Origin of the sequence: Corynebacterium tuberculostearicum (assembly GCF_013408445.1) — a bacterium.
Taxonomy (GTDB): Bacteria; Actinomycetota; Actinomycetes; order Mycobacteriales; family Mycobacteriaceae; genus Corynebacterium; species Corynebacterium tuberculostearicum.
On sequence record NZ_JACBZL010000001.1, the window covers coordinates 712068 to 736098 of the forward strand.

The following is a 24031-nucleotide window of genomic DNA, read 5'->3' on the forward strand; positions in this document are numbered from 1 at the left end:
AGTTGCTTTAAGGAATGGGTATTTATCGATCGCGCATAGTAAAGCACAAATGGCTCGATGTCATCTCACCGCTCGCCGGCGTGGGAAACTATTACCCCCGCAGCGATTCCGTGGCCCTGTGCGCTGCTAAAAGCTTTTCGAATGCGGGGGCCAAATCTGCCCCCGCGGCCCAGGTAAGTTCACCGTCAGCGGAGCCTTTATCAAAGCCTGGATGGCGCACCACCGCACCTGCCTCGCGAGCAATGATTGCCCCGGCAGCGAAGTCCCACGCATTGATGCCGTGCTCAAAGTAGGCATCAACGGTTCCCTCTGCCACCCTGCATAGGTCGAGCGCAGCAGCGCCGATGCGGCGAATATCACGCACATTAGGCAGAAGCTTGGTAAGAAGCTCGGCTTGGGCTGCACGACGGTCAGCTCCGTAACCAAAGCCGGTGGCCACCAAGGCCAACGCAGGGTCTTGCGTCTGTCCACACCGCAGTGCGTGCTCAATTCCGTCTGGGCCGGTGACCGTGGCGCCCTGGCCGGCAGCGGCAGCATAGGTACGCCCACGCGCCACGTTGACCACCGCGCCAGCTACGAGGTGCCCTTGGTACTCTGCACCAATGGATACGGCGTAGTCCGGCACCCCGTAGAGGAAATTCACGGTGCCGTCAATCGGATCGACAATCCAGGTAACGCCACTGGTCGATTCCACATTGGCGCCTTCTTCGCCAAAAATTCCATCCCCGGGGCGTTGGGTGCGGATGGTGGTGGCAATGAACTCCTCTGTCGCGGTATCGACCTCCGTTACGGGATCTACGTCGCTGGACTTGGTGTGGGTATGCGCCGCGATGCCGTCACCTGCGACTAGTTCTGCGCGGCGCGCAGTAATTAATTCCGCAGCGCGCGTGGCGGTAGAAACGGCAAAATCCCGCAATTGGAGAAAATCGATCTGCTCAGTCATGCCAACTATTGTGCCTTCTTCTAGACTGTCGGGCATGACTACTCTTTCTGGCCATTCCTTTGGCATCGATATCGGAGGCTCCGGCATTAAAGGCGCTGAGGTGGACCTTGCCACCGGCGAATTCGTGGGCGAGCGTTTGAAGATCGCCACCCCACAGCCATCTACGCCGCATGAAGTTGCCAAGGTAGTAGCCCAAATCGTGCAGGAAAAGCAGTGGGACGGCCCCGTTGGCATCACCCTGCCTTCCGTGGTTCGCAACCAGGAAGTCGAGACTGCGGCAAATATTTCCAAGGATTGGATTGGGGTCAACGCCACAGAGCTCTTCGCGGACTACCTGGATGCGGATTTTGCCGTGCTTAACGACGCCGACGCGGCGGGACTAGCCGAGGTTGCCTACGGAGAGGACATCGCCAAGCAGGGCTCCGTAATCTTCCTAACCTTGGGCACCGGTATCGGTTCGGCCTTCTTCCTAGACGGCCAGCTATTCCCTAATACCGAACTGGGACACCTCACGGTGGGCGATGACGAGGCTGAGAAAATTGCGTCCTCGGCCGTAAAGGACCGCGAGGGACTCAAGTACAAGCAGTGGACTAAACGACTCAACAAGGTCCTCGCGGAATATGAAAAGCTCTTTAACCCGCAGGCCTTCCTCATTGGGGGTGGGATTTCCCGCAAGTTTGAAAAGTGGGGCCCACACCTTGATATTGAAACCCCCGTCATGCCTGCACAACTGCGCAATCGCGCGGGAATTGTCGGAGCTGCGATGGCGGCGGTAGACGGTTTGAAACCGTAGTATTTACGCACTGCAGGTGACCCTATCCACCGGCAGATTGGAAAGATCCTCTATACTGGGCGGTCGATCCTAAGTTAAATAGCTCTAGGGCGTGTCTGGCCTGCTTAAGGCCACAACGCGTTAACATCACACTGATGCACGAGCGCCCCACTAGGGCGCACTGAGCTGTTTCAATCAAGAAGTTAGTCGAAAGGGCGTACGTGGCAGCCACTGAATCTTCAGACCAGGCACTCGGCGAGGGCGAAAACGCCGCTGAGGCATCTACTCCTGCAAAGAAGACCGCCAAGAAGACGGCAAAGAAAACCGCGAAAAAGACGGCTAAGAAGACGGCCAAAAAGACCGCTAAGAAAACAGCCAAGAAGACTGCGAAGAAGACCGCCAAAAAGTCGGCCAAGAAGACCACTAAGAAGTCTGCCAAAAAGGCCACTAAGAAGACGGTCCCCAAATCCGCGGCAAAGAAGCAGGAATCCCCAGCCGAGTCCGAAAAGCAGGCACAGCCGGAAGCAGAAGAGGAGCTCGAGGAGGACGAGCACGACGAAGACGTCGACTTCGATCCCACCAATGCGGACATCGAAGACGATGATGACTTCGACGCTGGCGAAGACCTCGAGGACGATGACCTCGAAGAGGATTTGGACGACGACGATGAGGAAGAAGAGGAAGACTCCTCTTCCGTCTGGGACGAGGAAGAGTCCGCTGCGCTGCGTCAGGCACGCAAGGATGCGCAGCTGACCGCCTCTGCTGACTCCGTCCGCGCCTACCTCAAGCAGATTGGTAAGGTCGCCCTGCTCAACGCCGAGCAAGAGGTTTCCTTGGCCAAGCGCATCGAGGCCGGCCTGTACGCACAGCACCGCATGGACGAGATGGAAAAGGCCCGCGCCGAAGGCGATAAGGCCGCCAAGCTCTCTCCCATGGAAAAGCGCGACCTGCGCAGTATCGCCCGCGATGGCCGCAAGGCCAAGAACCACCTGCTGGAGGCAAACCTGCGCCTGGTGGTTTCCTTGGCCAAGCGCTACACCGGCCGTGGCATGGCTTTCTTGGATCTCATTCAGGAAGGCAACTTGGGCCTTATCCGTGCGGTAGAGAAGTTCGATTACACCAAGGGCTATAAGTTCTCCACTTACGCCACTTGGTGGATCCGCCAGGCCATTACCCGCGCCATGGCTGACCAGGCTCGCACCATCCGCATCCCAGTGCACATGGTGGAAGTCATCAACAAGCTGGGCCGCATCCAGCGCGAGCTGCTGCAGGACTTGGGCCGCGAGCCTACCCCGCAGGAGCTGGCGAAGGAGATGGACATCACCGAGGAAAAGGTGCTCGAAATCCAGCAGTATGCCCGCGAGCCCATTTCCTTGGACCAGACCATCGGTGACGAAGGCGATTCCCAGTTGGGTGACTTCATCGAGGACTCCGAGGCCGTCATTGCGGTCGACGCAGTTTCCTTCACCTTGCTGCAGGATCAGCTACAAGACGTGCTGACTACCCTGTCCGAGCGCGAAGCCGGCGTGGTTCGCCTCCGCTTTGGCTTGACCGACGGCATGCCGCGCACTTTAGACGAGATTGGCCAAGTCTACGGAGTTACCCGCGAGCGCATTCGCCAGATCGAGTCCAAGACGATGTCGAAGCTGCGCCACCCCTCTCGCTCGCAGGTTCTGCGCGACTACCTCGACTAATCGCTGCAGCTGCAGGAGCGCAGAAAGCCCGCACCAATTTCGGTGCGGGCTTTCTGCGTAACTACTCTCTAGCCACCGTGGGCCGTTCTACCACTTGCGCAGGTATTCGATGCGCTCGCGCAGCTGCTCGGCATTGCACAGCGCGGTGGGCGGGCCGCCACAGGCCTTGCGCACCTCAGTATGGATAGCACCGTGCGGGCGGCCTGAGCGCTGGGCAGCGATGGACACGACCGTATTGAGCTCCTTGCGCAGCTGGCCTAGCTCATCGACGACTCCGGCGGTGTCGCTGGACTCAGATTCCATAGACTTCTTCCGTGAGGCCGGTGCATAATCCATGCCGTAGAGCTTGCGGCGGTGAGCTTCCTCCGCCTCGGCGGCGCGCCGCGCCTTTTCCTCCGCTTCGCGGCGGTCCATTTCCTCGGATTGCTTCTTGCGCAGCAAATCTTTGACTTGGTCTGCATCAAGTAGCCCGGGAATGCCAAGGAAGTCCGCTTCCTCATCGGTGGTCATATCCCCGGTATTGAACTGGGAACCGTTGTAGAGCAGTCCCGAAAACTCTGCCTCGGCACCAAGCGACTCATAAGACTTCTCCAGCATGTCTGGTTCGGTCTTTTTCTGATTCGCCTGCTCTAGCAGATCGTCGTCCCAGCCTTCCTTGTCGGGCTTTTCTTCACCCAAGACGTGATCGCGGGACTTTTCCATATTTTCGGCCAAGCCCAGCAGGACAGGAACCGAAGGAAGGAAAACGGACGCCGTCTCACCCGGCATGCGCGAGCGCACAAAGCGGCCGATGGCCTGGGCGAAAAAGAGCGGGGTCGATGCCGAGGTAGCATAAACGCCCACCGCTAGGCGCGGGACGTCGACGCCCTCGGACACCATGCGGACTGCCACCATCCACTCATCGGTGGACTCAGAAAACTCCTGAATGCGGTCCGAGGAGCCGGGATCATCAGACAAAATCACCGACACTGGCGTATTAGAAAGCTGTTTGAGGATCTTGGCATACGCGCGTGCGGTCGTCGTATCCGAAGCCAGCACCAGGCCGCCGGCATCCGGCATATTGCGCCGCATTTGCATCAGGCGGGTATGCGCCGCCTGCAGCACAGCAGGGATCCACTCACCCTTGGGGTCCAAGGCGGTGCGCCACGCTCGGGCGGTTTGCTCCGCATTCATAATGTCGCCCAAACGGGCTGCATGTTCCTCGCCGGCCGAGTCGCGCCAGCGGGCTTCGCCAGAGTAAGAAAGAAAGACAACGGGGCGCACGACGCCGTCGGCAAGCGCATCGCCATAGCCATAGGTATGGTCCGAGCGGGATACCTTGTGCCCCTCCCCATCGTCCACGTATTGGACGAATGGAATGGGCGAGTCATCGGAGCGGAAAGGCGTACCGGTCAAAGCCAGGCGGTGGTTCACATCGTCATAGGCTTCCTTGACGCCATCGCCCCAGCTCTTGGCGTCGCCTGCATGGTGAATCTCATCCAGGATCACCAAAGTGCGCCGGGCAGAAGCCACCGCGCGGTGCTTAAAGGGGTGCATACCCACCTGCGCATAAGTCACCACGATGCCGTCCATCGAAGGATTAACGGCGGAGGAATTGCTAAACGCGGGATCTAGAGCCAGACCTACGCGCGCGGCAGCGCTAGACCACTGGGTCTTGAGGTGTTCGGTAGGCACCACCACGATTACGCGCTCGACCGTACGGTCTTCCATGAGCTCGGTGGCAATGCGCAGCGCGAAGGTAGTCTTTCCGGCGCCCGGGGTCGCCACCGCCATGAAGTCCTGCGGCTTAGTGGCGAGGAATTTATCGAGGGCGGATTGCTGCCAGGCGCGAAGGTTAGTCTTTTTAAAAGTCCTCACTTGCGGCGCAGACCCTTATACACACGCTCACAATCGGGGCACACCGGAGAACCCGGCTTTGCCTGCTTGGTCACCGGGAAAGTTTCGCCGCACAGCGCAACGACGTACTTGCCGTTCACTGCGGAATCGAGGATGTGATCCTTTTTGACGTAGTGGAAGAACTTCGGCGTGTCATTATCCGTCGTCGAAGTGTCTTCACGAATATCTGGCCGTTCAATTGTCTTCGTAGTCGTAGTCACGCACTCCATTTTGCCGCATCGGCATCGAACTTTGCGAGTCAGGCGGCTACCCTTGGAGAACATGTACACGTCATGCACGCCAGCCACTGCGCCCCTCTCCCCTTATCGAGGGAACGCCGACGCGCACGAGGGGAGCCGAGTCTAGGTTGTTTGGCAAAAAAGAGCGCTACCTCATCACAGATGCCAAGCTCTCGCCTGGCCAGGACCGCAAGCGCCGCGAAATTCGGTACGGAATCTTTCAGTTTTTGCGCGTTCCTTCCCTGCTCATCGCCGGCTTCTTCCTTTATATGCATTGGTGGCTTTTAGCCGCCATCATTGTCGGCGTGACATTTCCCCTCCCCTGGATAGCCGTGGTGATTGGCAACGGCCGGGGAGAAAAGAAGGATAAGCGCGAGAAAAACGTGTACAAGCCAGCCATGAACCGGCAGCTTTATAGCCAGACCCACGCCCCACAGGTATCCGGCGGCACCGCCCGGCCTATTGAGGCACACCACGACATCATTGATCACGAAGAAGAGTAAAGGATTCCTGCTTATATGACGACCGCTTTTGGCCCCGACTTTGATGCCTCCGCGCTAGCCACGCTGGCCGCAGAGCTTTCCGACGTCTTTACCGCCGCCGGTTTTACTACCGATGGCGTAGCCGGGCACCTAGGTCCGGAAGTTACCGAGGCCCTCTTCCGCGGCGAACCCGCACCAGTTGCGCTCGCCGCGCACAGCGAATCTCAATTGGATCTTTTGATCCGCTTCTTCCTCCTTCATGAGCACCTGCCGGCCACGCTTTTGGGCGAGGCGGTAGGCGCGCGCCTGGCTACCCAGTTGCTCGATGCCAATGTTGCGCTTGCTGACGCCCATGGCAAGGCCTACATCGCCCTCGATATCCGCCCGCACACCATCGTTGGCGCCAACCGTCTCATCTTCTCCGACGTCGACGCCTCCTTGGTCGACCACGTACCCGGCCCAGACCACGTGCTTGGCGTTGGCGCGGCAAGCCTCTCCCTGCTGCAATCCACGCCAGTAAGCCCAGTGGGCAGCGTTTTAGATCTAGGCACTGGCTCGGGCGTCCAATTGCTGGGGCAGCTCGATTGCGCTGAAAAGATTACCGCCACCGACGTGCATGAGCGTGCGTTGGAATTGGCCGAGGCTACCATTGCCGCTACTGGCGATAGCGAGAAAGTGGAATTGCTGCAAGGTTCGTGGTTCGACCCCGTAGCCGGCCGCCGCTTTGACCGCCTCGTAGCTAACCCACCTTTTGTCGTTGGCCTTCCCGAAGTTGGCCACGTCTACCGCGATTCCGGGTTAAATCTGGACGGTGCCAGCGAACTGGTTGTCTCTCGGGCTGCCGATCACCTAACCCCCGGCGGAACGGCTCACCTTCTGGCCGCTTGGGTACACACCAGCGGCGAGACCTGGCAGCAACGCGTTGCTTCCTGGCTGCCGGACAAAGGAATTGCTGCCTGGATCATCCAGCGCGACGTAGCCGATCCCGCACTCTATGTGTCCACCTGGCTCGAGGACGAATCCCTGGATGTACGCTCCCCTGAAGGCCAAGAGCGCTCTCGCGCCTGGCTGGAGCATTTCCAGCAGCATGAGGTCAATGGCATTGGCTTTGGCTTTGTCGCTATCCAACGCATCGGCGACGATGAACCTGCCGATATCTTGGCCGAAGAAATGCCGCAGGCCTTTAGCGACCCACTTGGCCCTGAAATAGAGGAATACTTTGCCCGCGTGGCGTGGCTGCGCGACCTAGTACCCGGCGAGCTACAGGGAAAGCACTTCCGCGTGCGCCCGGGGCTGGCACGCGAAGATATCAGCACCCCAGATGCGGAATTGGGCCAGGGCTTTACTCGGGCCGCTCTACGTCTTACTCGCACCGACGGTCCGCGCTGGAGCCACGAAGTAGATGAACACATCGCTGCCATTGTCGCCGGTCTCAGCCCACAGGGCTTGAACCTTGAAGAAACCATCGGCTTGTATGCGGCGGCACATGGATTCGACGAAGCAGAACTTACTGCTGCCGCCCTACCCGCCGTGATCGATATGGTCCGACATGGCCTGCTTATCCCCGCTGATCTCCTCTTGGAGACCGATTCGCTGGACCTCAGCTAGATCCACACTGTCCCCCACTCGTTATATAAGGAGAAGTAAACCATGCGCGCAGTTTTGACTCGGGTATCAGAGGCCACAGTGACCGTCGATGGAGAAACCGTAGGAGCCATCGATTGCCCCGAAACCGGTGGTCTTCTCGCTCTAGTTGGGGTCTCGCGCGAGGATATGGATGATTGGCAGCCCCGCGCTGAGAAAATGGCACGCAAGATTGCAGAACTGCGCATTCTTGATGGCGAAGTCTCAGTCATTGACGCCGGAGCGCCCGTACTTGTGGTGAGCCAATTTACTTTGTACGGCCGCACCGCCAAAGGACGGCGCCCTTCGTGGGCGGATGCCGCCCCAGGACCCGAGGCCGAACCGGTCATCGCGGCGATTATTGCGAACCTCAGGGAACGCGGCGTGTCAGTTGAAACAGGCCAATTCGGGGCTAAAATGCGCGTTTCTTCTGTGAACGAAGGACCTTTCACCGTCTTGGTAGAGACCTAGCTCGCACCCTCTATTTCCGGCTCACGAGATCTGAAAATCGTGTTAAGCAGGCCCTTTTACAAACGATTCCGTGACCCAAACCACTTTCCCGGATTTTGTGTAGAGCAAGCCATAAAGCACCGGGGAATGCAAATTCTCAGAGAGTGATAAATGCCCTACTCGCAGTGCAATAATTTATTATCACCCTGCAAGATTTTGTTCTATACTGAAGGCACAGCGAAGCAAAAGGGCTGGATATGCAGGATGCGAGATAATTTCTCAAAATCCTACAAACGCAAAATTGAGTGAGAAGAAATTTTCTCAATCATGGTTGCAGAAGCCCAAACGCTTCGGCCGACCAACTAGATGTAGGAAAGAAAATGTCCCACTCAATCACGCGGCGCAACAAAGCCCAGCACCCAGAGAACCAGGCTGAGATGCCCCAGGATCTCAAGACCGCCAAGGCAGCTCCCTCCTCCAAAGAATCCGCACCAGCTCCTGGCATTGACACCCCGTTCGATGGCCAGAAGGGTGCACCGAAGTGGAATAAGGAAGACACCGTATGGATGCTCTCCCTGTTCGGCACCGCAATCGGCGCCGGCGTCCTCTTCCTCCCCATCAACGCCGGTATCGGCGGCATCATCCCACTAATCATCATGACGGTGGTAGCACTGCCAATGACCTTCTGGGCCCACCGCGGAATGACCCGCTTGGTGCTTTCCAGCTCCAAGCCAGACGGTGACCTCACGGACGTCGTCGAGGAACACTTTGGCAAGAAGGCCGGTGTTCTGATGAACATCCTGTACTTCCTGTCGGTCTACCCCATCCTGCTGGTTTACTCGGTCACCATCACCAACACGGTCAACTCCTTCCTGGAGCACCAGCTCGGAATCACCCCGCCAGACCGCTGGCTTACCTCCCTCCTGCTGGTAGGCGGCCTCATCCTAGTCGTCCGCATGGGCAAGGACGTTGTAGTTCACGTCATGTCCTACCTGGTCTACCCATTCATCGGCATCCTGGTTCTGCTTTCCCTCTACCTCATCCCGAAGTGGAATACCGCGCTCTTTGATTCCTTCGACCTCAACGTTGCTCGCGAGGCTTCTGGCCACAGCATGGGCGTTACCCTGATGCTTCTGGTCCCAGTTATGGTCTTCTCCTTCAACCACTCGCCGATGATTTCCTCCTTCGCCGTTGACCGCCGCCAGACCTACGGCAAGTTCGCTGAGGCCAAGTCCCGCAAGACCCTGCTCCGCGCAGAAATCCTCATGGTCGTCGTGGTTATGTTCTTCGTCTTCTCTTGCGCCCTGAGCCTCTCCCCGGCTGACATGGCAGAAGCTAAGGCACAAAACATCACCATCCTGTCTTACCTGGCAAACCACTTCGATAACCCACTTATCCAGTGGATTGCACCAGTCATCGCCATGATTGCAGTTGCTAAGTCCTTCCTCGGCCACTACCTCGGCGCAGCCGAAGGCTTCGAAGGCCTCGTCATCAAGGGCAGCAAGAACGCAAGCAAGGACGACGCAGAGTCCGCCCACAAGCTCGATACCATCACCCTCATCTTCATGCTGGTCACCGCTTGGCTCGTCGCTTGGGCTGACCCATCCATCCTGGGCATGATTGAAACCCTGTGTGGCCCGACGATTGCCATCATGCTCTTCATCATCCCAATGGTCGCCATCCACAAGGTTCCTGCGCTGAAGCGCTACAAGGGCAAGGCTTCCAACTACTTCGTCTTCTTCATGGGCCTCGTCGCCCTCGCAACCATCATCTACTCCATCGTCCAGGCTTTCTAAGCACCGCCGCAGACGAGAAAATCGCAGAGGATTCAAGGAAAGAACAATGTTCATCAGCATCTTCGATATGTTCAAGATTGGCATCGGCCCCTCAAGCTCACACACTCTTGGGCCAATGAAAGCCGGCAAGGCTTTCGTGGACGAGCTCAAGGAAAAGGACCTCTTTGACAAGGTCACTCGAGTTCAGGCAAATGTCTACGGCTCCCTCTCCCTCACGGGAATCGGCCACTCCACCGACAAGGCCATCCTCCTCGGTCTCGCCGGTGAAGAGCCAGAGACGGTTGATATCGACGGCATCTCCGAATTCATGAAGAACGTCCGCAGCAGCGAGAAGCTCATGCTGGGCGGCTCCCACGAGGTAGAATTCCCCAAGGACGGCGGCTTCTTCTTCCATGACGAGTACCTCCCGATGCACGAAAATGGCATGTGTCTTATCGCCTTCGCTGGCGAGGAAGACATCCTGCACAAGACCTACTACTCAGTCGGCGGCGGTTTCATCGTCAAGCAGGAAGACTTTGCCAAGCGCACCGACGCCAAGGTTGATATCCCCTTCCCATACGCCAGCGCCGCAGAGATGCTCGAGCTGTGCGAGAAGAACAACATGACCCTCCCGGAGCTTGGACTTGCCAACGAGTTGGCACTGCGTTCCGAAGATGAGGTCAACGAGCACCTGCGCAAGGTTCGCGATGTCATGTTCACCGGCATCGAGCGCGGCTCCGCTACCGACGGCCCGCTCCCAGGTTCCCTGCTAGTTCCTCGCCGCGCCGCTGCCCTCAAGCGCCGCCTCGAGCAGTCCGAACCGCACGATGGTCTGAACATCCTCAGCTGGGTCAACATGTTCGCACTGGCCATCTCCGAGGAGAATGCATCCTGCGGCCGCGTTGTTACCGCTCCTACGAACGGCGCATGCGGCGTTGTCCCGGCAGTACTGGCCTACTACGACAAGTTCGTTGAGCCCGTTACCACCGAGATGTTTGCTGATTACATCTTCGCCTGCAACCAGATTGCTTCCCTGTACAAGATGAACGCTTCCATCTCTGGCGCTGAGGTCGGCTGCCAGGGTGAGGTTGGTGTAGCGTGCTCCATGGCTGCTGGCGGTCTCGCCCAGCTCATGGGCGCTACCCCAGAGCAGGTATGCATCGCAGCCGAGATTGGCATGGAGCACAAGCTTGGCCTGACCTGTGACCCGGTCCTCGGACAGGTTCAGGTACCCTGCATTGAGCGCAACGCTGTCGCTGCCGTTGATTCCATCACCAGCGCACGTATGGCGCTGGAGCGCGAAAGCAAGCCATGCGTTTCTTTGGACGAAGTTATCTGGACCATGTATAAGACTGGTAAGGATATGAACGCCAAGTACAGGGAAACCTCACAAGGTGGCCTGGCCCTAGCAGTTCACCCACCAGTTCCGGTGTGCGGATAGAGACCACCCAGTAAAGAAGCGATGAGCCGGGTGAGCACAGCGCTAAGCCGCTTGTGTTCATCCGGCTTTCTTGGCGCTACTCCCCCTTTCGCCTATTCGCTTCCGTGTGATATCTTCTCTATAACCTGACAGGAATTAAAGGACATGCTTCAGCTAATGAACTTCCCTAGCGGCAATGCCTCCGAAGAAAACTTCCTCGAGCAGTACATTCCCCTCGTCGAATTCCTCGGTAAGGCAATGGGCCCCAACACCGAAATCGTACTTCACGATCTCGACGTCCCCGATAAATCCATCATGGCCATCGCCAACGGCCACATCTCCGGCCGGCAGCTAGGCGGCCCGGTGACCGACTTCGCTTTGTGGTTTATGAAACAAGGCGATGCGGCAGCAATCCCCATGATGACCGGCTACCGCGCCGTCAATGCGGAAGGCAAAATTTGCCGCTCTTCAAGCTACTTCATCCGAGATGACTCCGGCCATATGCGCGGCATGCTGTGCATCAATGTCGATGTCTCCGAGTTGGTACACATTCGCGATGCTGCCGCCGCGCTTATCGGCAACGCAGACGATCCCGCGTTTGACAAGTCCAAGGCTTTCGGCGGCTACCCCGGCGCAGAGGAGCAACCCCAGCGCCCCGTAGCGGTACCTGACCCGGTTCCAGAAGAAGTAGCTGAAGAGACTGCAGAAGAGCCTGAAAGCGAAGCGGTAAGCGAGTCTCTGCGTTCTAACGTGGAGCACCTTCTCGATTCCATGCTGAACTCTGCGATTTCCAACCAGAGCACGCCAGTTCCTCGCATGCAGCGCGAAGAGCGTCTCGAGGTGGTTTCTGACCTTGAGGATGCAGGATTCTTCCTTCTTAAAGGCGGAATTGCCGCAGCTGCAGAGCGTCTCGGCGTATCTGAGCCCACCATCTACCGCTACCTCGTACAGGTGCGCGGATAGTAGTCCCACATTTCTAGCTACTCGCAGCTCGTAACCGTTCCCCGTGGTTCCTCTCCCCCGAAAAGGTGGATTTGCACCACGGGGAACAACTGTTTTTAAAAATTCTCTCCGCACCGGGAACTAAAACTCTCAAGACTCCGTTGTACTTTGTGAAACCGGCGACAAATTCAGGAGGCTTCACTATGACGAAGACATCTGCCACCACCGCCAAGGGCACTTCAAGTGCCACTACTGATGAAGAACAGGAAGTAGACCGCGGATCTCGCCGCAACCAAACCAACGATAATCCTTCTGCCGACCTCGTCCGCGTTTATCTCAACGGCATCGGCAAGACCGCACTGCTCAGCGCGGAAGATGAGGTAGAACTCGCTCAGGCCATCGAGGTTGGACTGTACGCGGAATACAAGCTCAATAACGCAGAAAAGCTCACCCGTGCAGAAAAGCGCGACCTTAAGATCCTCGCCCGCGAAGGCAAGAAGGCACGCTCCCACCTGCTCGAAGCTAACCTGCGCCTCGTTGTTTCGCTGGCAAAGCGCTACACCGGTCGCGGCATGCCGCTGCTGGATCTCATCCAAGAGGGCAACCTAGGCCTAATCCGCGCCATGGAGAAGTTTGATTACGCCAAGGGCTTCAAGTTCTCCACTTATGCCACGTGGTGGATCCGTCAGGCAATTACCCGCGGCATGGCTGACCAGTCCCGCACCATTCGCCTCCCAGTCCACTTGGTTGAGCAGGTTAACAAGCTTTCCCGCATTAAACGCGAGATGTATCAATCCTTGGGTCGCGAAGCTACCAACGAGGAGCTTTCGGAAGAATCCGGTATTGACGAGAACAAGATCGAGATGCTGCTGCGCCAGTCGCGCGATCCGGTCTCTCTCGATATGCCGGTAGGTACCGATGAAGAAGCTCCTTTGGGTGACTTCATCGAAGACGCGGAAGCTACCGATGCTGAAACTGCGGTGGTCGCTTCAATGCGCCACTCCGATATCCGCGGCGTGATTGACACCTTGGAAAAGCGCGAGCAGGATGTCATCCGCCTGCGCTACGGCCTCGATGATGGTGTTCCGCGCACCTTGGATCAGATTGGTCGCCGCTTCGGCCTTTCGCGCGAGCGTGTGCGCCAGATTGAGCGCGAAGTCATGGCAAAGCTGCGCGATGGCAACCGCGCCGATCGCCTGCGCGAGTACGCTTTGTAATCCACACCTACTGCATTCGGCAGCACATCCTCTCCCCGGGCCCATTTTGGCAACGTACCGCCATGGGCTCGGGGTTTGGCGTTGATATGGCATCGGCTTGGTTCCTAGCGGCGAGCCAAGCCTTGGGTAGGCTAATCTGGACTGCAGAGTCTAGAAAGCGCTTTCCCGTTCTTGGGCGGGACTACAGCCGCGTAACTGTATTCACACAGAAAGGTATGCCCACGTGAGGGACCTAGTTGATACAACGGAGATGTATCTGCGGACCATCTACGAGCTAGAAGAAGAAGGCATTACTCCCCTGCGCGCCCGCATTGCGGAGCGTTTGGAGCAGTCCGGGCCTACGGTTTCTCAGACTGTAGCTCGCATGGAGCGCGATGGCCTTTTGCACGTGCGCACCGACCGCAGTTTGGACCTCACGGACAAGGGCCGCGACCTAGCTACCGCAGTCATGCGCAAGCACCGGTTGGCAGAGCGTTTGCTTACCGACGTCCTGGGGCTCGACATTGCCAAGGTCCACGACGAGGCCTGCCGGTGGGAGCACGTCATGAGTGAAGAGGTGGAAAAGCGCATGGTCGCCGTTCTCGATGACCCGACGCGGTCCCCCTTTGGCAATCCTATTCCGGCGCTGTCTGCACTTGGCTTCGATGTTCCGCAGCCGGATCAGGGCACGCGCGCGGTCGACCTCCCCAATGGCGAGCAGGTCTCCGCGACCGTCATCCAGGTCAATGAAATCCTGCAGGTTGATGATGGAACCTTCCAGGAGCTCACCGATGCCGGCATTCGTGTGGGTGCCAAGGTATCTGTGGTCAATAACAGCGGCACGATTACGCTGTCGACACCGGAAGGTGGCAGCGTCGTGCTTTCCGACGATTTGGCGCACGCAGTGCGCGTGGAGGTACAACCATGAAGCTTCTTGTCACCGGTGGCGCCGGCTATGTGGGCAGTGTCTGCGCCGCAGTATTGGTCGAACAAGGCCATGACGTAACCATCATCGATAATTTCTCCACTGGCAACCATGAGGCCGTTCCGGAAGCCGCCCGCGTCATCGAGGGCGATGTCGCGGACAAGGCTGCCGAGGTCTTGGGCGAAGGTGGCTTCGAAGGCGTCATTCACTTCGCTGCGCGCTCCTTGGTGGGCGAATCCGTGGAAAAGCCTGATGAGTACTGGCAGCACAACGTCGTTACTACCCTGACGCTGCTTAATGCCATGCGGGATAACGACGTCAAAAACCTCGTCTTTTCCTCCACCGCTGCAACCTACGGTGAGCCCGACCAGGTCCCGATTACGGAAGACATGCCGACCCAGCCCACCAATCCGTATGGTGCGACCAAGCTGGCCATCGACTACATGATCACGTCCTTTGCCCACGCCTACGGCCTTGGCGCTACCTCGCTGCGCTATTTCAATGTGGCTGGCGCCTACGGAAATATCGGCGAAAACCGCGAGGTAGAAACCCACCTCATCCCCATCGTGTTGCAGGTTGCTTTGGGCCACCGGGATAAGATCTTCATGTTCGGTGATGACTGGGAGACCGCAGACGGCACCCCAGTGCGTGACTACATCCATATCCGCGATCTAGCCGACGCCCACGTGCTTGCCCTTGAGTCCAATGAATCTGGCAAGCACCGCATTTACAACCTGGGTTCTGGCGATGGGTACTCCGTCAAGCAGGTCATCGAGATGTGCCGCAAGGTCACCGGCCACGACATTCCGGCTGAGGTGGCCCCGCGCCGCGCGGGCGACCCAGCTACGCTCATCGCTTCCTCTGAGAAGATTCAGCGGGAACTCGGGTGGAATCCCACCCGTACGGACCTAGAAACCATCGTCACCGACGCGTGGAACTTCACCCGACAGCTTGGCGATAAGGCACATTCCGCAAAGCGGTCCTAGACGCCGCGCGTGTTAGGCGGGGCTGTCGACGTGGAGCCCCGCCGCTTCGCGGGCTAGCTCGCAGCCATGGCATAGGCTGGAGACCAACCGCTTTCCCATACCACTGCGATATCCCTGCGCTATGAGGCGCCCCAAATTGTGATGGGGCGCCTCTTCTACCACTACGGAAAGCGCCGGACCGGCATAAATTCCGAATTCGTGGGATACCTGGCTAGCAGCGTACAACGCTAGGGCGTTATAGCGAATCGGCCCCTGGAATGTACGCGCTACCGCCAATAACAGGTCTCCTGCTTCCTGCGGTGTGGAGACGAGCTCCGCAATGACCAGGTCGCGGGTCCAGGTGGTAGACATCCACATGGCTGCCACACACAATAGTTCTTCATTTTCTAGGGTCTCCTCCAGCGATTCGACCTCGCTGAGCACATGGCGCACATCGGCGATGAGGTGTTTGACCACCTGCACTGGATCTGAAGTGCCGTATCCGTGCCCGGCGCGCAATTGGCGGGCAATCTCTTCGGCGCATCGCTCCATGGCCCTAATCTCTTCATCCCCAAAGTATGGGTTCGGGTCCTTGAAGCGCTGCACCATGTCATGGCGGCTAAGTTCCGGAAGCATGCCGTTATTCACGCAAGCGCGCATCGTGTGGCTCGTTGAGATGGCGGGTATGGTTCCTTCCATCCAATTCTGCAGCGGGCCCTCGCCGCTTTCTGTGGCGTGGCCAAAGATGAGGTCGTAAGCGGTATCGGTGGATAGTTCTTCGGCCAGCCAGCAGGCATCGATGCCCATACCTGTCCGGTCTTGGAAATGGTAAAGAGACTGCAGAATGTCCCAGAGCTCTCCCTCCTCGCGTTGGGAGAGCACGAAGCAGAAGTTGATTTCGGGATTTCCGCAGTGAAACGCTTCCATCACTTCGTGCAGGGCACCAGGCACATCGTGCAGATCGAGGCGGGCTACTGGTCCGATGCTGTGTCCGCGTTGGCTGGGTTGGATGGAGATGAGGATGACTGATTCAGTGGGAAAGAATCCGAGGATTCCTGGGATATTGGCGAGGATATCGCCGGGTGTACGGATGGGCTGAGTTGGTGTTGTGATGTCCATGGCCCTAGCTTCAACCACGCGCGCAACTGTGCATAGGCCCAAAAGAGCTAGGTAGTGGGGATCTGTGGATAGGTGGGGTGAAAGGGGCGTCGGCAAGCGGCTTTCCACACCCCGCCCGGGATTGCGCTGGCAATGCGCAGCGGTTTGGGGCACAATTGTTTATTTAGCCTCGCAGTGCGCGCGGGAATAGTAGGCACGCGCGCGGCGTTGGGGTAGGTAAGAATGCAAGGAGGTAACACAACATGCACGAAGAAGATCGCCGCATGTATGAGCTGGAATATCCGGCTCCGGTGATTAGGGATGATTCCGGTGACGGACAAGGCCCCACCATGATTGTTGCCATGCACGGATATGCTGACGCTGGCCAAGCCATCGAGGCAAGTGCTGACCACCTGAAGGCCGCCTTGGAAGGCCGCCAGTTGGCCTCGTTTAACTCTGATGAGCTGATTGATTACCGCTCCCGCCGCCCGGCTGTCACGATTGATAAGGATCGGGCGCTGGAAATCGAGTCCATGGATCTTGGTATTAAGGTCCTGCGCGATAATTCCGGCAAGACTTTCCTTCTGCTGTCTGGCCCTGAACCAGACATGCGCTGGGAGGCGTTCACCACGGCCGTAGTGAAGCTGGTGGAAAAATTCAATATTGAAGACACCATCATGCTCTATGCCGCGCCGATGCCGGTGCCGCATACCCGCCCCACGGTGGTTACGGCCCATGGCACCTCCTCCCGCTTGACTGAGCACATGCTCTCGATGGATTCCACCATGATGGTGCCAGGCTCTGCCGCGCTGTACTTGGAAAAGGCTCTGGCGGATAAGCACCGCACGGTGGCTGGATATACCGTCCACGTGCCGCACTATTTGGCAGCTTCGCCCTATCCACAGGCCACGTTCCAGCTGCTGGATTCGGTGGCGCGGGCGGCGCGCCTCAACATTCCTTTGGGCAGCATCGAGGCCGATATATCCCGCGTGGAAAACCAACTGGAGGAGCAAGTTGGTGGCTCGGATGAGATTGAAGGCGTAGTCCAACAACTCGAGCAGCAGTATGACGCTTATATGGAGCGCTACCGCAAGGAGCATCCGCAGGCGATCATGCCTGGCGAGGAGCCCATGCCTACCGGTGAGGAAATCAGCGAGGAGTTCCAGGCATTCTTGGCTTCCTTGGATGAAGAAGAAAGCCAGCAGATCATCAATACCGAGATCGATGACCGCGAAGATTCCGCCGAAGAGGAAGACCCTCTGTCCGATGATGGGAAGGACGGCCCTGATTCTGCTTCGGGCGAGGGCGACTTAGGCGACGATATCTAACTAACCCGCCCCCATCGCCGCTAAGGTGGTGGGGGTGAACTTATCTCAGCTGCTGCCAGATTTAACGGAAGTACCCGAGTCCCTCGTAGACGAGGCAATTTGGGATACCTTTACCTCGTGGACTACCGGCCGGGGTATCAATTTGTACCCGGCGCAGGAAGAAGCCTCGCTCGGTATTCTGGCCGGTGATAATGTCATCCTCGCTACCCCTACGGGCTCGGGTAAGTCCATGGTGGCTAATGCTGCACACTTCATCGCCCTAGCTCGTGGCCAGCGCAGTTTCTATACCGCGCCGATTAAGGCCCTTGTGAGCGAGAAGTTCTTTGCCCTCTGCGATATCTTCGGCGCCGAGAATGTGGGCATGATGACTGGCGACGCCACCGTTAATGGCAATGCCCCCATCATCGCCGCCACCGCCGAGATTGTAGCCAATATTGCGCTGCGCGATGGCGCCGAGGCCAATATCGACCAGGTAGTAATGGACGAGTTCCACTACTACTCCGAGCCGGATCGCGGTTGGGCCTGGCAGGTGCCGCTGCTGGAGTTGTCCAAGGCGCAGTTCCTCCTCATGTCCGCCACTTTGGGCGATACTCACTGGCTAGAAGAGGATCTCACCCGCCGCACCGGCCGCGCCACCAACCTCGTCGCCGGCACCACGCGTCCCGTCCCGCTGGATTTCTCCTATGTCTTTAGCGCGGTACACGAGACCATCGAGGAGCTCTTGGCCGATAAGAAGGCGCCTATCTACGTGGTGCACTTCTCGCAGCGTGAAGCGGCCGAGCGCGCCCAGGCGCTCACCTCGCTTTCGGGGATCATCACTAAGGACGAAAAGGAAGCAATTGCCCAGGAAATCGGTGGTTTCCGCTTCACCACTGCCTTTGGCAAGGATCTATCCAAGCTCCTGCGCAAGGGCATCGGCATCCACCACGCGGGCATGCTCCCCAAATACCGCCGATTGGTAGAGCGCCTGGCACAAAAAGGCCTGCTTAAGGTCATTTGCGGCACCGATACCCTGGGGGTGGGCATTAACGTGCCCATCCGCACCGTGCTGATGACTGGGCTTGCCAAATTCGACGGCCAGCGCCAACGCATCCTCAAGTCGCGCGAATTCCACCAAATTGCCGGCCGCGCCGGCCGCGCCGGCTATGACACCGAGGGCACTGTGGTGGTCGAGGCCCCCGAGCACGAGATCGAAAATGCCAAGGAACGCCGCCGCATCGGCGATGACCCCAAGCGCTTGAAGAAGCTCAAGAAAAAGTCCGCCCGAGAAGGCGAGGTGTCCTGGTCCGAGAAGACCTTCGCGCGCCTTACTGAGGCTGAACCGGAGCAACTGACCTCTCAGTTCCGCGTATCTAATTCCATGCTGCTCAACGTCTTGGCACGCCATGGCAATGGCTATGACCACATGCGCCACCTGCTGCGGGACAATCACGATAACCGCAGCAAGCAGAATAAAGACATCCTCACCGCACTCGATCTCTTCCGCGGGCTAGTAGATTCCGGCGTGGTGCAAAAATCGACCAAGGGATTAGATATCTACGGTCGCCCCTACCATTTGGTGCGAGAGCTGCCGCGAGACTTTGCGCTCAATCAGCCGCTGGGCCCATTCGCGCTGGCGGCGCTCTCGCTGCTGGATCCGGAGGCAGAAACCTATAACCTGGACGTCATTTCCGTGTTCGAGGCCATCCTGGATGACCCGCGCCAGGTGCTCATTGCCCAGCAGAAGCAGCGCCGCGGCGAAGAGATCGCCGCGCTGAAGGCGGACGGGGTGGACTACACCGACCGCATGAATATCGTGGAGGATATCACTTGGCCGAAGCCGCTCGAGGAGCTATTGGAGCAGGCCTACGATACTTTCGCTGAGACCAATGCGTGGGTTAAGGAGTTTGAGCTGCGGCCTAAGTCCGTGGTGCGCGACATGCTCGAGAACGCCATGACCTTCTCGGATCTGGTCGCCACCTACGGCTTGGCCCGCTCCGAGGGGGTGATTTTGCGCTACCTGACCGACGCCTGGCGCACCCTTAAGCAATCCATTCCGGACGAATACAACACGCCAGAACTCGAAGACATCGTTGTCTGGCTAGGTGAGCTTATCCGCCAGGTGGATTCCTCGCTTGTCGACGAATGGGCGCAAATGGCCGGCGAAGACTCCCCCATCGACCAAGACACGGTGGACCGTGAGCTGGCCTTTGGCGTGGAGGACCCCACCGCGCTCACGGCCAATCGCCGCGCCTTTACCATCATGGTGCGCAATTACATGTTCCGCTTGGTGCAACTCTTTGCTTTGGAAAAGGAAGACCGCTTGGCGGAGCTGCTCGATTACTTGGACGAGGTGCCGGACTTCGGGGCTATCCTGGATGATTACTTCGATGAGTATGATGACATCGATTCCGGCCCCGAGGCCCGCGGCCCAGAGTACTTCCGCCTCGAAAATACTGACTCGCGAGCCTGGTCGGTGCGCCAGATCATCAAGGATCCAGACGGCGACCACGCCTACCAGTTCGTCGCTACAGTAGATCTAGACGCTTCCGATGAGGCCGGCGAAGTTCGCCTATCAGACCTGCGCGTGGAGTACTAGCCAGCGAAAACGACAAAGCCGCCCTGGCAGCCGCGCCCGGGGTAAGGGGGGCGTCGGCAAGCGCGAGGGCGGCTTTAGGCCGGCTACTTTAGCGTGCGGCCTCGATCTGGACAGCCTGTGCCACAGCCTGGACAACGGCCGCTACCTTGACGGCCTCCCAGACCTGATCCTTGCTCAGGCCGGCCTCATTGAGCTCGTGCGCGTGGGCACCCAGGCAGTGCTCGCAGCCATTGATAGCGGAGACTGCGGTATTCCACAGCTCGAAGTTGGCCTTGTCCACGCCCGGCTTGGAGATGATGTTCATGCGCAGGCCGAACTTAACCTGTGCATAGTCATCGCCCAACCAACCCTTGGCGCGGTAGGCAACATTGTTCATAGCCATAACGGTGGCTGCGCCGTAGGCTGCCTCGATGGCTTCCTCGGAGAGGTGCTCCTTTGCTTCCTCCGCAATCTCAGACAGCACGGTGTCATTGCGGGTTGCGGCGGCCGATGCCAGCAGGCAGCCCCAGAGCTGCTCCTCGTCCAGGTCCTTGGAACGGGTCAGGGTGCCCAAGTTGAGCTTCTGGTCCTTGGCGTACTCCGGCAGGGAAGACTTCAGATTATCAATAGACATAACTTTTCTCCTTTGATATTTTGATAGGAATTTGCTGCGCTGGATTCAAAAGGAAACCCCGCCACGAAAGCGGGGTAAACCTGCATCTCAGTGAGATTTAGAGTGCGGACTGAACGACGTCCATCTTGTTGATGTTGGACCTGACCCCTGTTTGGTGGACACCTGATATCCAGCCCAGTCGGGCTGGAAGAAAGGTAATCTACCACCATGTCCAGGTACTCCGAACAGTTCAAACGCGATGCCGTGGCCCTCTACGAAAACAATGAGGACCTCTCACTGAACTCAGCATCAGCAGAGCTCGGTATCAACCGTGCCTCGCTGCATTCTTGGATCAAGAAGTACGGCACCGGCAAACGTGCCCGCACAAAAAGCATGCGCGACAAGGTCCAAGCAGCGAATGATTCCGAACGGATCCGCCAGTTAGAAAAAGAGAACGCAAAGCTGCGCGAAGAACGTGACATCCTGCGCAAGGCCGCGAAATATTTTGCCGAAGAGACTCACTGGTGATCCGCTTCCAGTTTGTCTATGACCACCGAACCGAATTCTCGGTTAAGCGGATGTGCCAGGTGTTAAAGCTCAATCGCTCCTCGTTCTACAAATGGGTGCAAACCCGCGAAGAACGCAGGTTAAAGACGTGTTCGGATGCTCTTATTGGTGCAAGAATCAAGACCATCTTCGATGATGAATACGGGCTTTATGGTGCTAAACGCATCGCTGCAAGCCTTAAAGCCGATACGAGCTTTGGCCCGATAAATCACAAGAAAGTCGCACGAATCATGAAATCCATGGGACTTAAAGGCTTTACCAAACGCCGCCGATGCGTCACTACCAGGCGTAAGCCTGGTCACCGCGTCATGCCAGATCTAGTAGGCCGCAGATTCACAGCTGACAGGCCAAACCACGTCTATGTAGGCGACATTACGTACCTGCCGTGTAAGGGCGGCAAGAACATGTACCTGGCCACGGTCATCGACGTCTACTCGCGCAAACTTGTCGGACATGCACTCGCCGATCACATGCGGGTATCACTGGTTATCGAAGCTTTGTCCCATGCCAGGAAAGTCCGCGGAAGCCTTAAAGGGGCAATTTTCCATTCTGATCACGGCAGCGTGTACACCTCACAAGCCTTTAGGAACTATTGCTCGTCGTTGGGTGTGCGCCAGTCTATGGGAGCGGTAGGAACGAGTGCTGATAACGCCCTAGCAGAATCGTTTAACGCCACGCTCAAGCGGGAAATCTTGCGTGACAGGAAAGTCTTTGACAATCCGATCTCCTGCCGCCAAGAAGTCTTCCGGTGGTGCATGCGCTACAACACACGCCGACGGCACTCCTGGTGCAATCTTTCAGCTCCTGACGTCTTTGAAGCCGAGAATTCAGCTACACTGACTAGAGCAGCATAGCTAACCCCCGACGTGTCCACTTTCCGGGGGTCAGGCCCGTTCTTGGTTGGGTCGTTCTTCTCCCAGTTGCAAGCGCAGACCTCTTCGGACTGCAGGGCGTCGAGCACGCGCAGAACCTCGTCTACGTTACGGCCGACAGCATCCGGGGTAACGGAAACGAACTGGATAACACCATCCGGGTCGATGATGAAGGTAGCGCGGTCAGCAACACCATCAGCGTTTTCTACACCCAGTGCACGGATAAGGTCGTGGCGCACGTCAGAGAACATCGGGAAAGGAACTTCCTTCAGATCCGGGTGGGTTGCGCGCCAGTTGAAGTGAGCAAACTCATTATCGGTGGAGCCGCCCAGCACCTGGGTATCGCGGTCCTGGAATTCCTCGTCCAGCTTGCCAAAGGCAGCAATCTCGGTCGGGCAGACGAAGGTGAAGTCCTTCGGGTAGAAGAAGACGACCTTCCACTTGCCCTCGTACTTGTCCAGGGATACCTGCTCGAAGTAGTCCTCCGGCTGATTAGCGTTAACGTCGTGCAGGTCGCCACCGGTCAGGGCGGTGAGGTTGAACTCTGGGAACTTCTCGCCGACGGTCAAAATAGGCATAGTCTTCAACTCCTTTAGCAAAGGCTTTTCCTCTAAGTTTCCTGCCGCTTGGCGTACAAGCAGCGGGGCCGGACCGTGTCCGGCCCAACACGATCAGTTATACCATCTTTTCCGCTCGCGTCAATAGCAAATCCTATAGGTAAGTGTTAGAGTGATAGGCATGCATAATAAAGAGTATCGCCCTACACTTGCTCAGCTGCGTACCTTCGTCACCGTTGCGGAAAACAAGCACTTTGGTACCGCAGCCGCCAAACTCGAAATTTCCCAGCCCTCCCTCTCTCAGGGCCTCGTTGCCCTCGAGCAGGGCTTGGGCCTGCAGCTCATCGAGCGCTCCACCCGCAAGGTCATCGTCACCTCGGCCGGTGAGACCCTCCTCCCCTACGCCAAGGCCACTCTTGAAGCCGCCGATACCTTCCTGGCCCACGCTCGCGGCGCCAATGGCACCCTTGCCGGCCCGCTGACCATCGGCGTTATCCCCACCATCGCCCCCTACATCCTTCCCGATCTGCTCTCCATGCTGGCTGAGGCCTACCCGGACCTCGAGCCGCGCTTCGTCGAAGAGCAAACCCAGCACCTCATTACCCGCCTTCGCAACGGCAACTTGGATCTTGCCATCATGGCCCTTCCGTCCGAGGCCACCGGCATGGTCGATAGCCCGCTGTACACGGAGAAATTCTCCATTGTCTGCCCGCCCGATCACCCCATCGCCGGCCGCGAGGATGTGAAGCTTGCGGAGCTCAAGGACTTGGATTTGCTGCTGCTTGACGACGGCCACTGCTTGCGCGACCAAGTAGTCGACCTCTGCCGCCATGCCAATATCAACCCGGCCGAGGCCACCAATTCCGTCACCCGCGCCTCCTCCCTGACCACCATCATGCAGCTGGTCATGGGCGGACTGGGCTGCACCCTCGTCCCCGAGTCCGCCCTAGCCACCGAATGCCACGGCAAGGACGTCGCCATCGCCCACTTTGCCTCCGATGTCACCGCCGAACGCGAGGTGGGCCTCGTGTTCCGTTCCTCCGCCGCCCGCGCCGAGGAATTCCGCGAATTCGGCACGCTCATCACCGCCGCCTGTAACAAGGCGATTGAGCGCTCCCGGCAGTAGTCTCACCCGGCG

At 58.2% G+C, this 24031-nt stretch carries 20 protein-coding genes and 1 pseudogene; 15 read left to right on the forward strand and 6 right to left on the reverse strand.

All coding sequences use genetic code 11. The annotated features are described in order from the left end of the window. Positions 1-91: 91 nt before the first annotated feature. On the reverse strand, positions 92-979 hold the full coding sequence (locus BJ985_RS03390; protein ID WP_179386597.1) for an inositol monophosphatase family protein: 888 nt from the start codon (positions 977-979) through the stop codon (positions 92-94). On the opposite strand from BJ985_RS03390, the gene ppgK reads away from it, so the two are divergent. Both ppgK and BJ985_RS03400 read left to right on the forward strand, forming a co-directional pair. Next, positions 978-1736, forward strand: coding sequence for a polyphosphate--glucose phosphotransferase (gene ppgK, locus BJ985_RS03395; protein ID WP_179386598.1), 759 nt, complete (start codon positions 978-980; stop codon positions 1734-1736). The genes BJ985_RS03390 and ppgK overlap by 2 nt on opposite strands. Positions 1737-1936: 200 nt before the next feature. Continuing rightward, complete coding sequence (locus BJ985_RS03400; protein ID WP_179386599.1) at positions 1937-3409, forward strand: RNA polymerase sigma factor; 1473 nt, start codon at positions 1937-1939, stop codon at positions 3407-3409. An 87-nt stretch (positions 3410-3496) separates the two neighbouring features. Here BJ985_RS03400 and BJ985_RS03405 read toward each other — a convergent pair whose 3' ends face one another. Then, on the reverse strand, positions 3497-5266 hold the full coding sequence (locus BJ985_RS03405) for a DEAD/DEAH box helicase (protein ID WP_179386600.1): 1770 nt from the start codon (positions 5264-5266) through the stop codon (positions 3497-3499). Beyond that, complete coding sequence (locus tag BJ985_RS03410; RefSeq protein WP_005325062.1) at positions 5263-5514, reverse strand: DUF3039 domain-containing protein; 252 nt, start codon at positions 5512-5514, stop codon at positions 5263-5265. Before BJ985_RS03410 ends, BJ985_RS03405 begins: the two co-directional genes overlap by 4 nt. Before the next feature lie 137 nt (positions 5515-5651). Here BJ985_RS03410 and BJ985_RS03415 point away from each other — a divergent pair, with 137 nt between their 5' ends. The 9 genes from BJ985_RS03415 (at position 5652) to galE (ending at position 15322) form a co-directional block, all read left to right on the forward strand. Further along, positions 5652-6026, forward strand: coding sequence for a DUF3099 domain-containing protein (locus BJ985_RS03415; RefSeq protein WP_086587548.1), 375 nt, complete (start codon positions 5652-5654; stop codon positions 6024-6026). 15 nt (positions 6027-6041) lie between these two features. Then, positions 6042-7613 carry a DUF7782 domain-containing protein gene (locus BJ985_RS03420; RefSeq protein ID WP_179386601.1) on the forward strand — a complete coding sequence of 524 codons (1572 nt, stop codon included), beginning with the start codon at positions 6042-6044 and terminating at the stop codon, positions 7611-7613. 42 nt (positions 7614-7655) lie between these two features. Further along, positions 7656-8099 carry a D-aminoacyl-tRNA deacylase gene (dtd, locus tag BJ985_RS03425; RefSeq protein WP_005325066.1) on the forward strand — a complete coding sequence of 148 codons (444 nt, stop codon included), beginning with the start codon at positions 7656-7658 and terminating at the stop codon, positions 8097-8099. Positions 8100-8458: 359 nt separating this feature from the next. Next, entirely contained in the window at positions 8459-9874 is a 1416-nt protein-coding gene (locus BJ985_RS03430; RefSeq protein WP_179386602.1) for an SLC5/6 family protein, read from the forward strand. Positions 9875-9920: 46 nt separating this feature from the next. Continuing rightward, a complete protein-coding gene (locus BJ985_RS03435) occupies positions 9921-11294 on the forward strand; it encodes an L-serine ammonia-lyase (protein WP_179386603.1) in 1374 nt (457 codons plus the stop codon). A 156-nt stretch (positions 11295-11450) separates the two neighbouring features. Then, a complete protein-coding gene (locus BJ985_RS03440; RefSeq protein WP_236587092.1) occupies positions 11451-12236 on the forward strand; it encodes a helix-turn-helix transcriptional regulator in 786 nt (261 codons plus the stop codon). A 182-nt stretch (positions 12237-12418) separates the two neighbouring features. Continuing rightward, positions 12419-13432 (forward strand): sigma-70 family RNA polymerase sigma factor, encoded by a 1014-nt coding sequence (locus tag BJ985_RS03445; protein ID WP_005325073.1) that lies wholly within the window; start codon positions 12419-12421, stop codon positions 13430-13432. A 223-nt stretch (positions 13433-13655) separates the two neighbouring features. Next, complete coding sequence (locus tag BJ985_RS03450; protein ID WP_150850347.1) at positions 13656-14339, forward strand: metal-dependent transcriptional regulator; 684 nt, start codon at positions 13656-13658, stop codon at positions 14337-14339. Beyond that, positions 14336-15322, forward strand: coding sequence for a UDP-glucose 4-epimerase GalE (gene galE, locus BJ985_RS03455; protein WP_179386604.1), 987 nt, complete (start codon positions 14336-14338; stop codon positions 15320-15322). Before BJ985_RS03450 ends, galE begins: the two co-directional genes overlap by 4 nt. A 12-nt stretch (positions 15323-15334) precedes the next feature. Here galE and BJ985_RS03460 read toward each other — a convergent pair whose 3' ends face one another. Continuing rightward, positions 15335-16420 (reverse strand): DUF4192 domain-containing protein, encoded by a 1086-nt coding sequence (locus BJ985_RS03460; RefSeq protein WP_179386605.1) that lies wholly within the window; start codon positions 16418-16420, stop codon positions 15335-15337. 242 nt (positions 16421-16662) lie between these two features. Between BJ985_RS03460 and BJ985_RS03465 the strand changes: the two genes are divergently transcribed. Further along, complete coding sequence (locus tag BJ985_RS03465; protein ID WP_179386606.1) at positions 16663-17727, forward strand: PAC2 family protein; 1065 nt, start codon at positions 16663-16665, stop codon at positions 17725-17727. A 34-nt stretch (positions 17728-17761) separates the two neighbouring features. Continuing rightward, a complete protein-coding gene (locus BJ985_RS03470; RefSeq protein ID WP_179386607.1) occupies positions 17762-20305 on the forward strand; it encodes a DEAD/DEAH box helicase in 2544 nt (847 codons plus the stop codon). Between the two features lie 88 nt (positions 20306-20393). On the opposite strand, the gene ahpD is transcribed toward BJ985_RS03470, so the two are convergent. Then, on the reverse strand, positions 20394-20918 hold the full coding sequence (ahpD, locus tag BJ985_RS03475) for an alkylhydroperoxidase, AhpD family (protein WP_179386608.1): 525 nt from the start codon (positions 20916-20918) through the stop codon (positions 20394-20396). A 207-nt stretch (positions 20919-21125) separates the two neighbouring features. Between ahpD and BJ985_RS03480 the strand changes: the two genes are divergently transcribed. Beyond that, a protein-coding gene (locus tag BJ985_RS03480) for an IS3 family transposase (RefSeq protein WP_100067808.1) occupies positions 21126-22318 on the forward strand; the annotation gives its coding sequence in 2 pieces (ribosomal slippage) (positions 21126-21405 and positions 21405-22318; 1194 coding nt in all). A gap of 38 nt (positions 22319-22356) precedes the next feature. On the opposite strand, the pseudogene BJ985_RS03485 reads toward BJ985_RS03480, so the two are convergent. Beyond that, positions 22357-22914: pseudogene (locus tag BJ985_RS03485) on the reverse strand (peroxiredoxin); the annotation flags it as partial. 160 nt (positions 22915-23074) lie between these two features. Between BJ985_RS03485 and BJ985_RS03490 the strand changes: the two are divergent. After that, positions 23075-24019, forward strand: a complete 945-nt coding sequence (locus BJ985_RS03490; RefSeq protein WP_179386609.1) for a hydrogen peroxide-inducible genes activator — start codon at positions 23075-23077, stop codon at positions 24017-24019. Positions 24020-24031 lie beyond the last annotated feature (12 nt).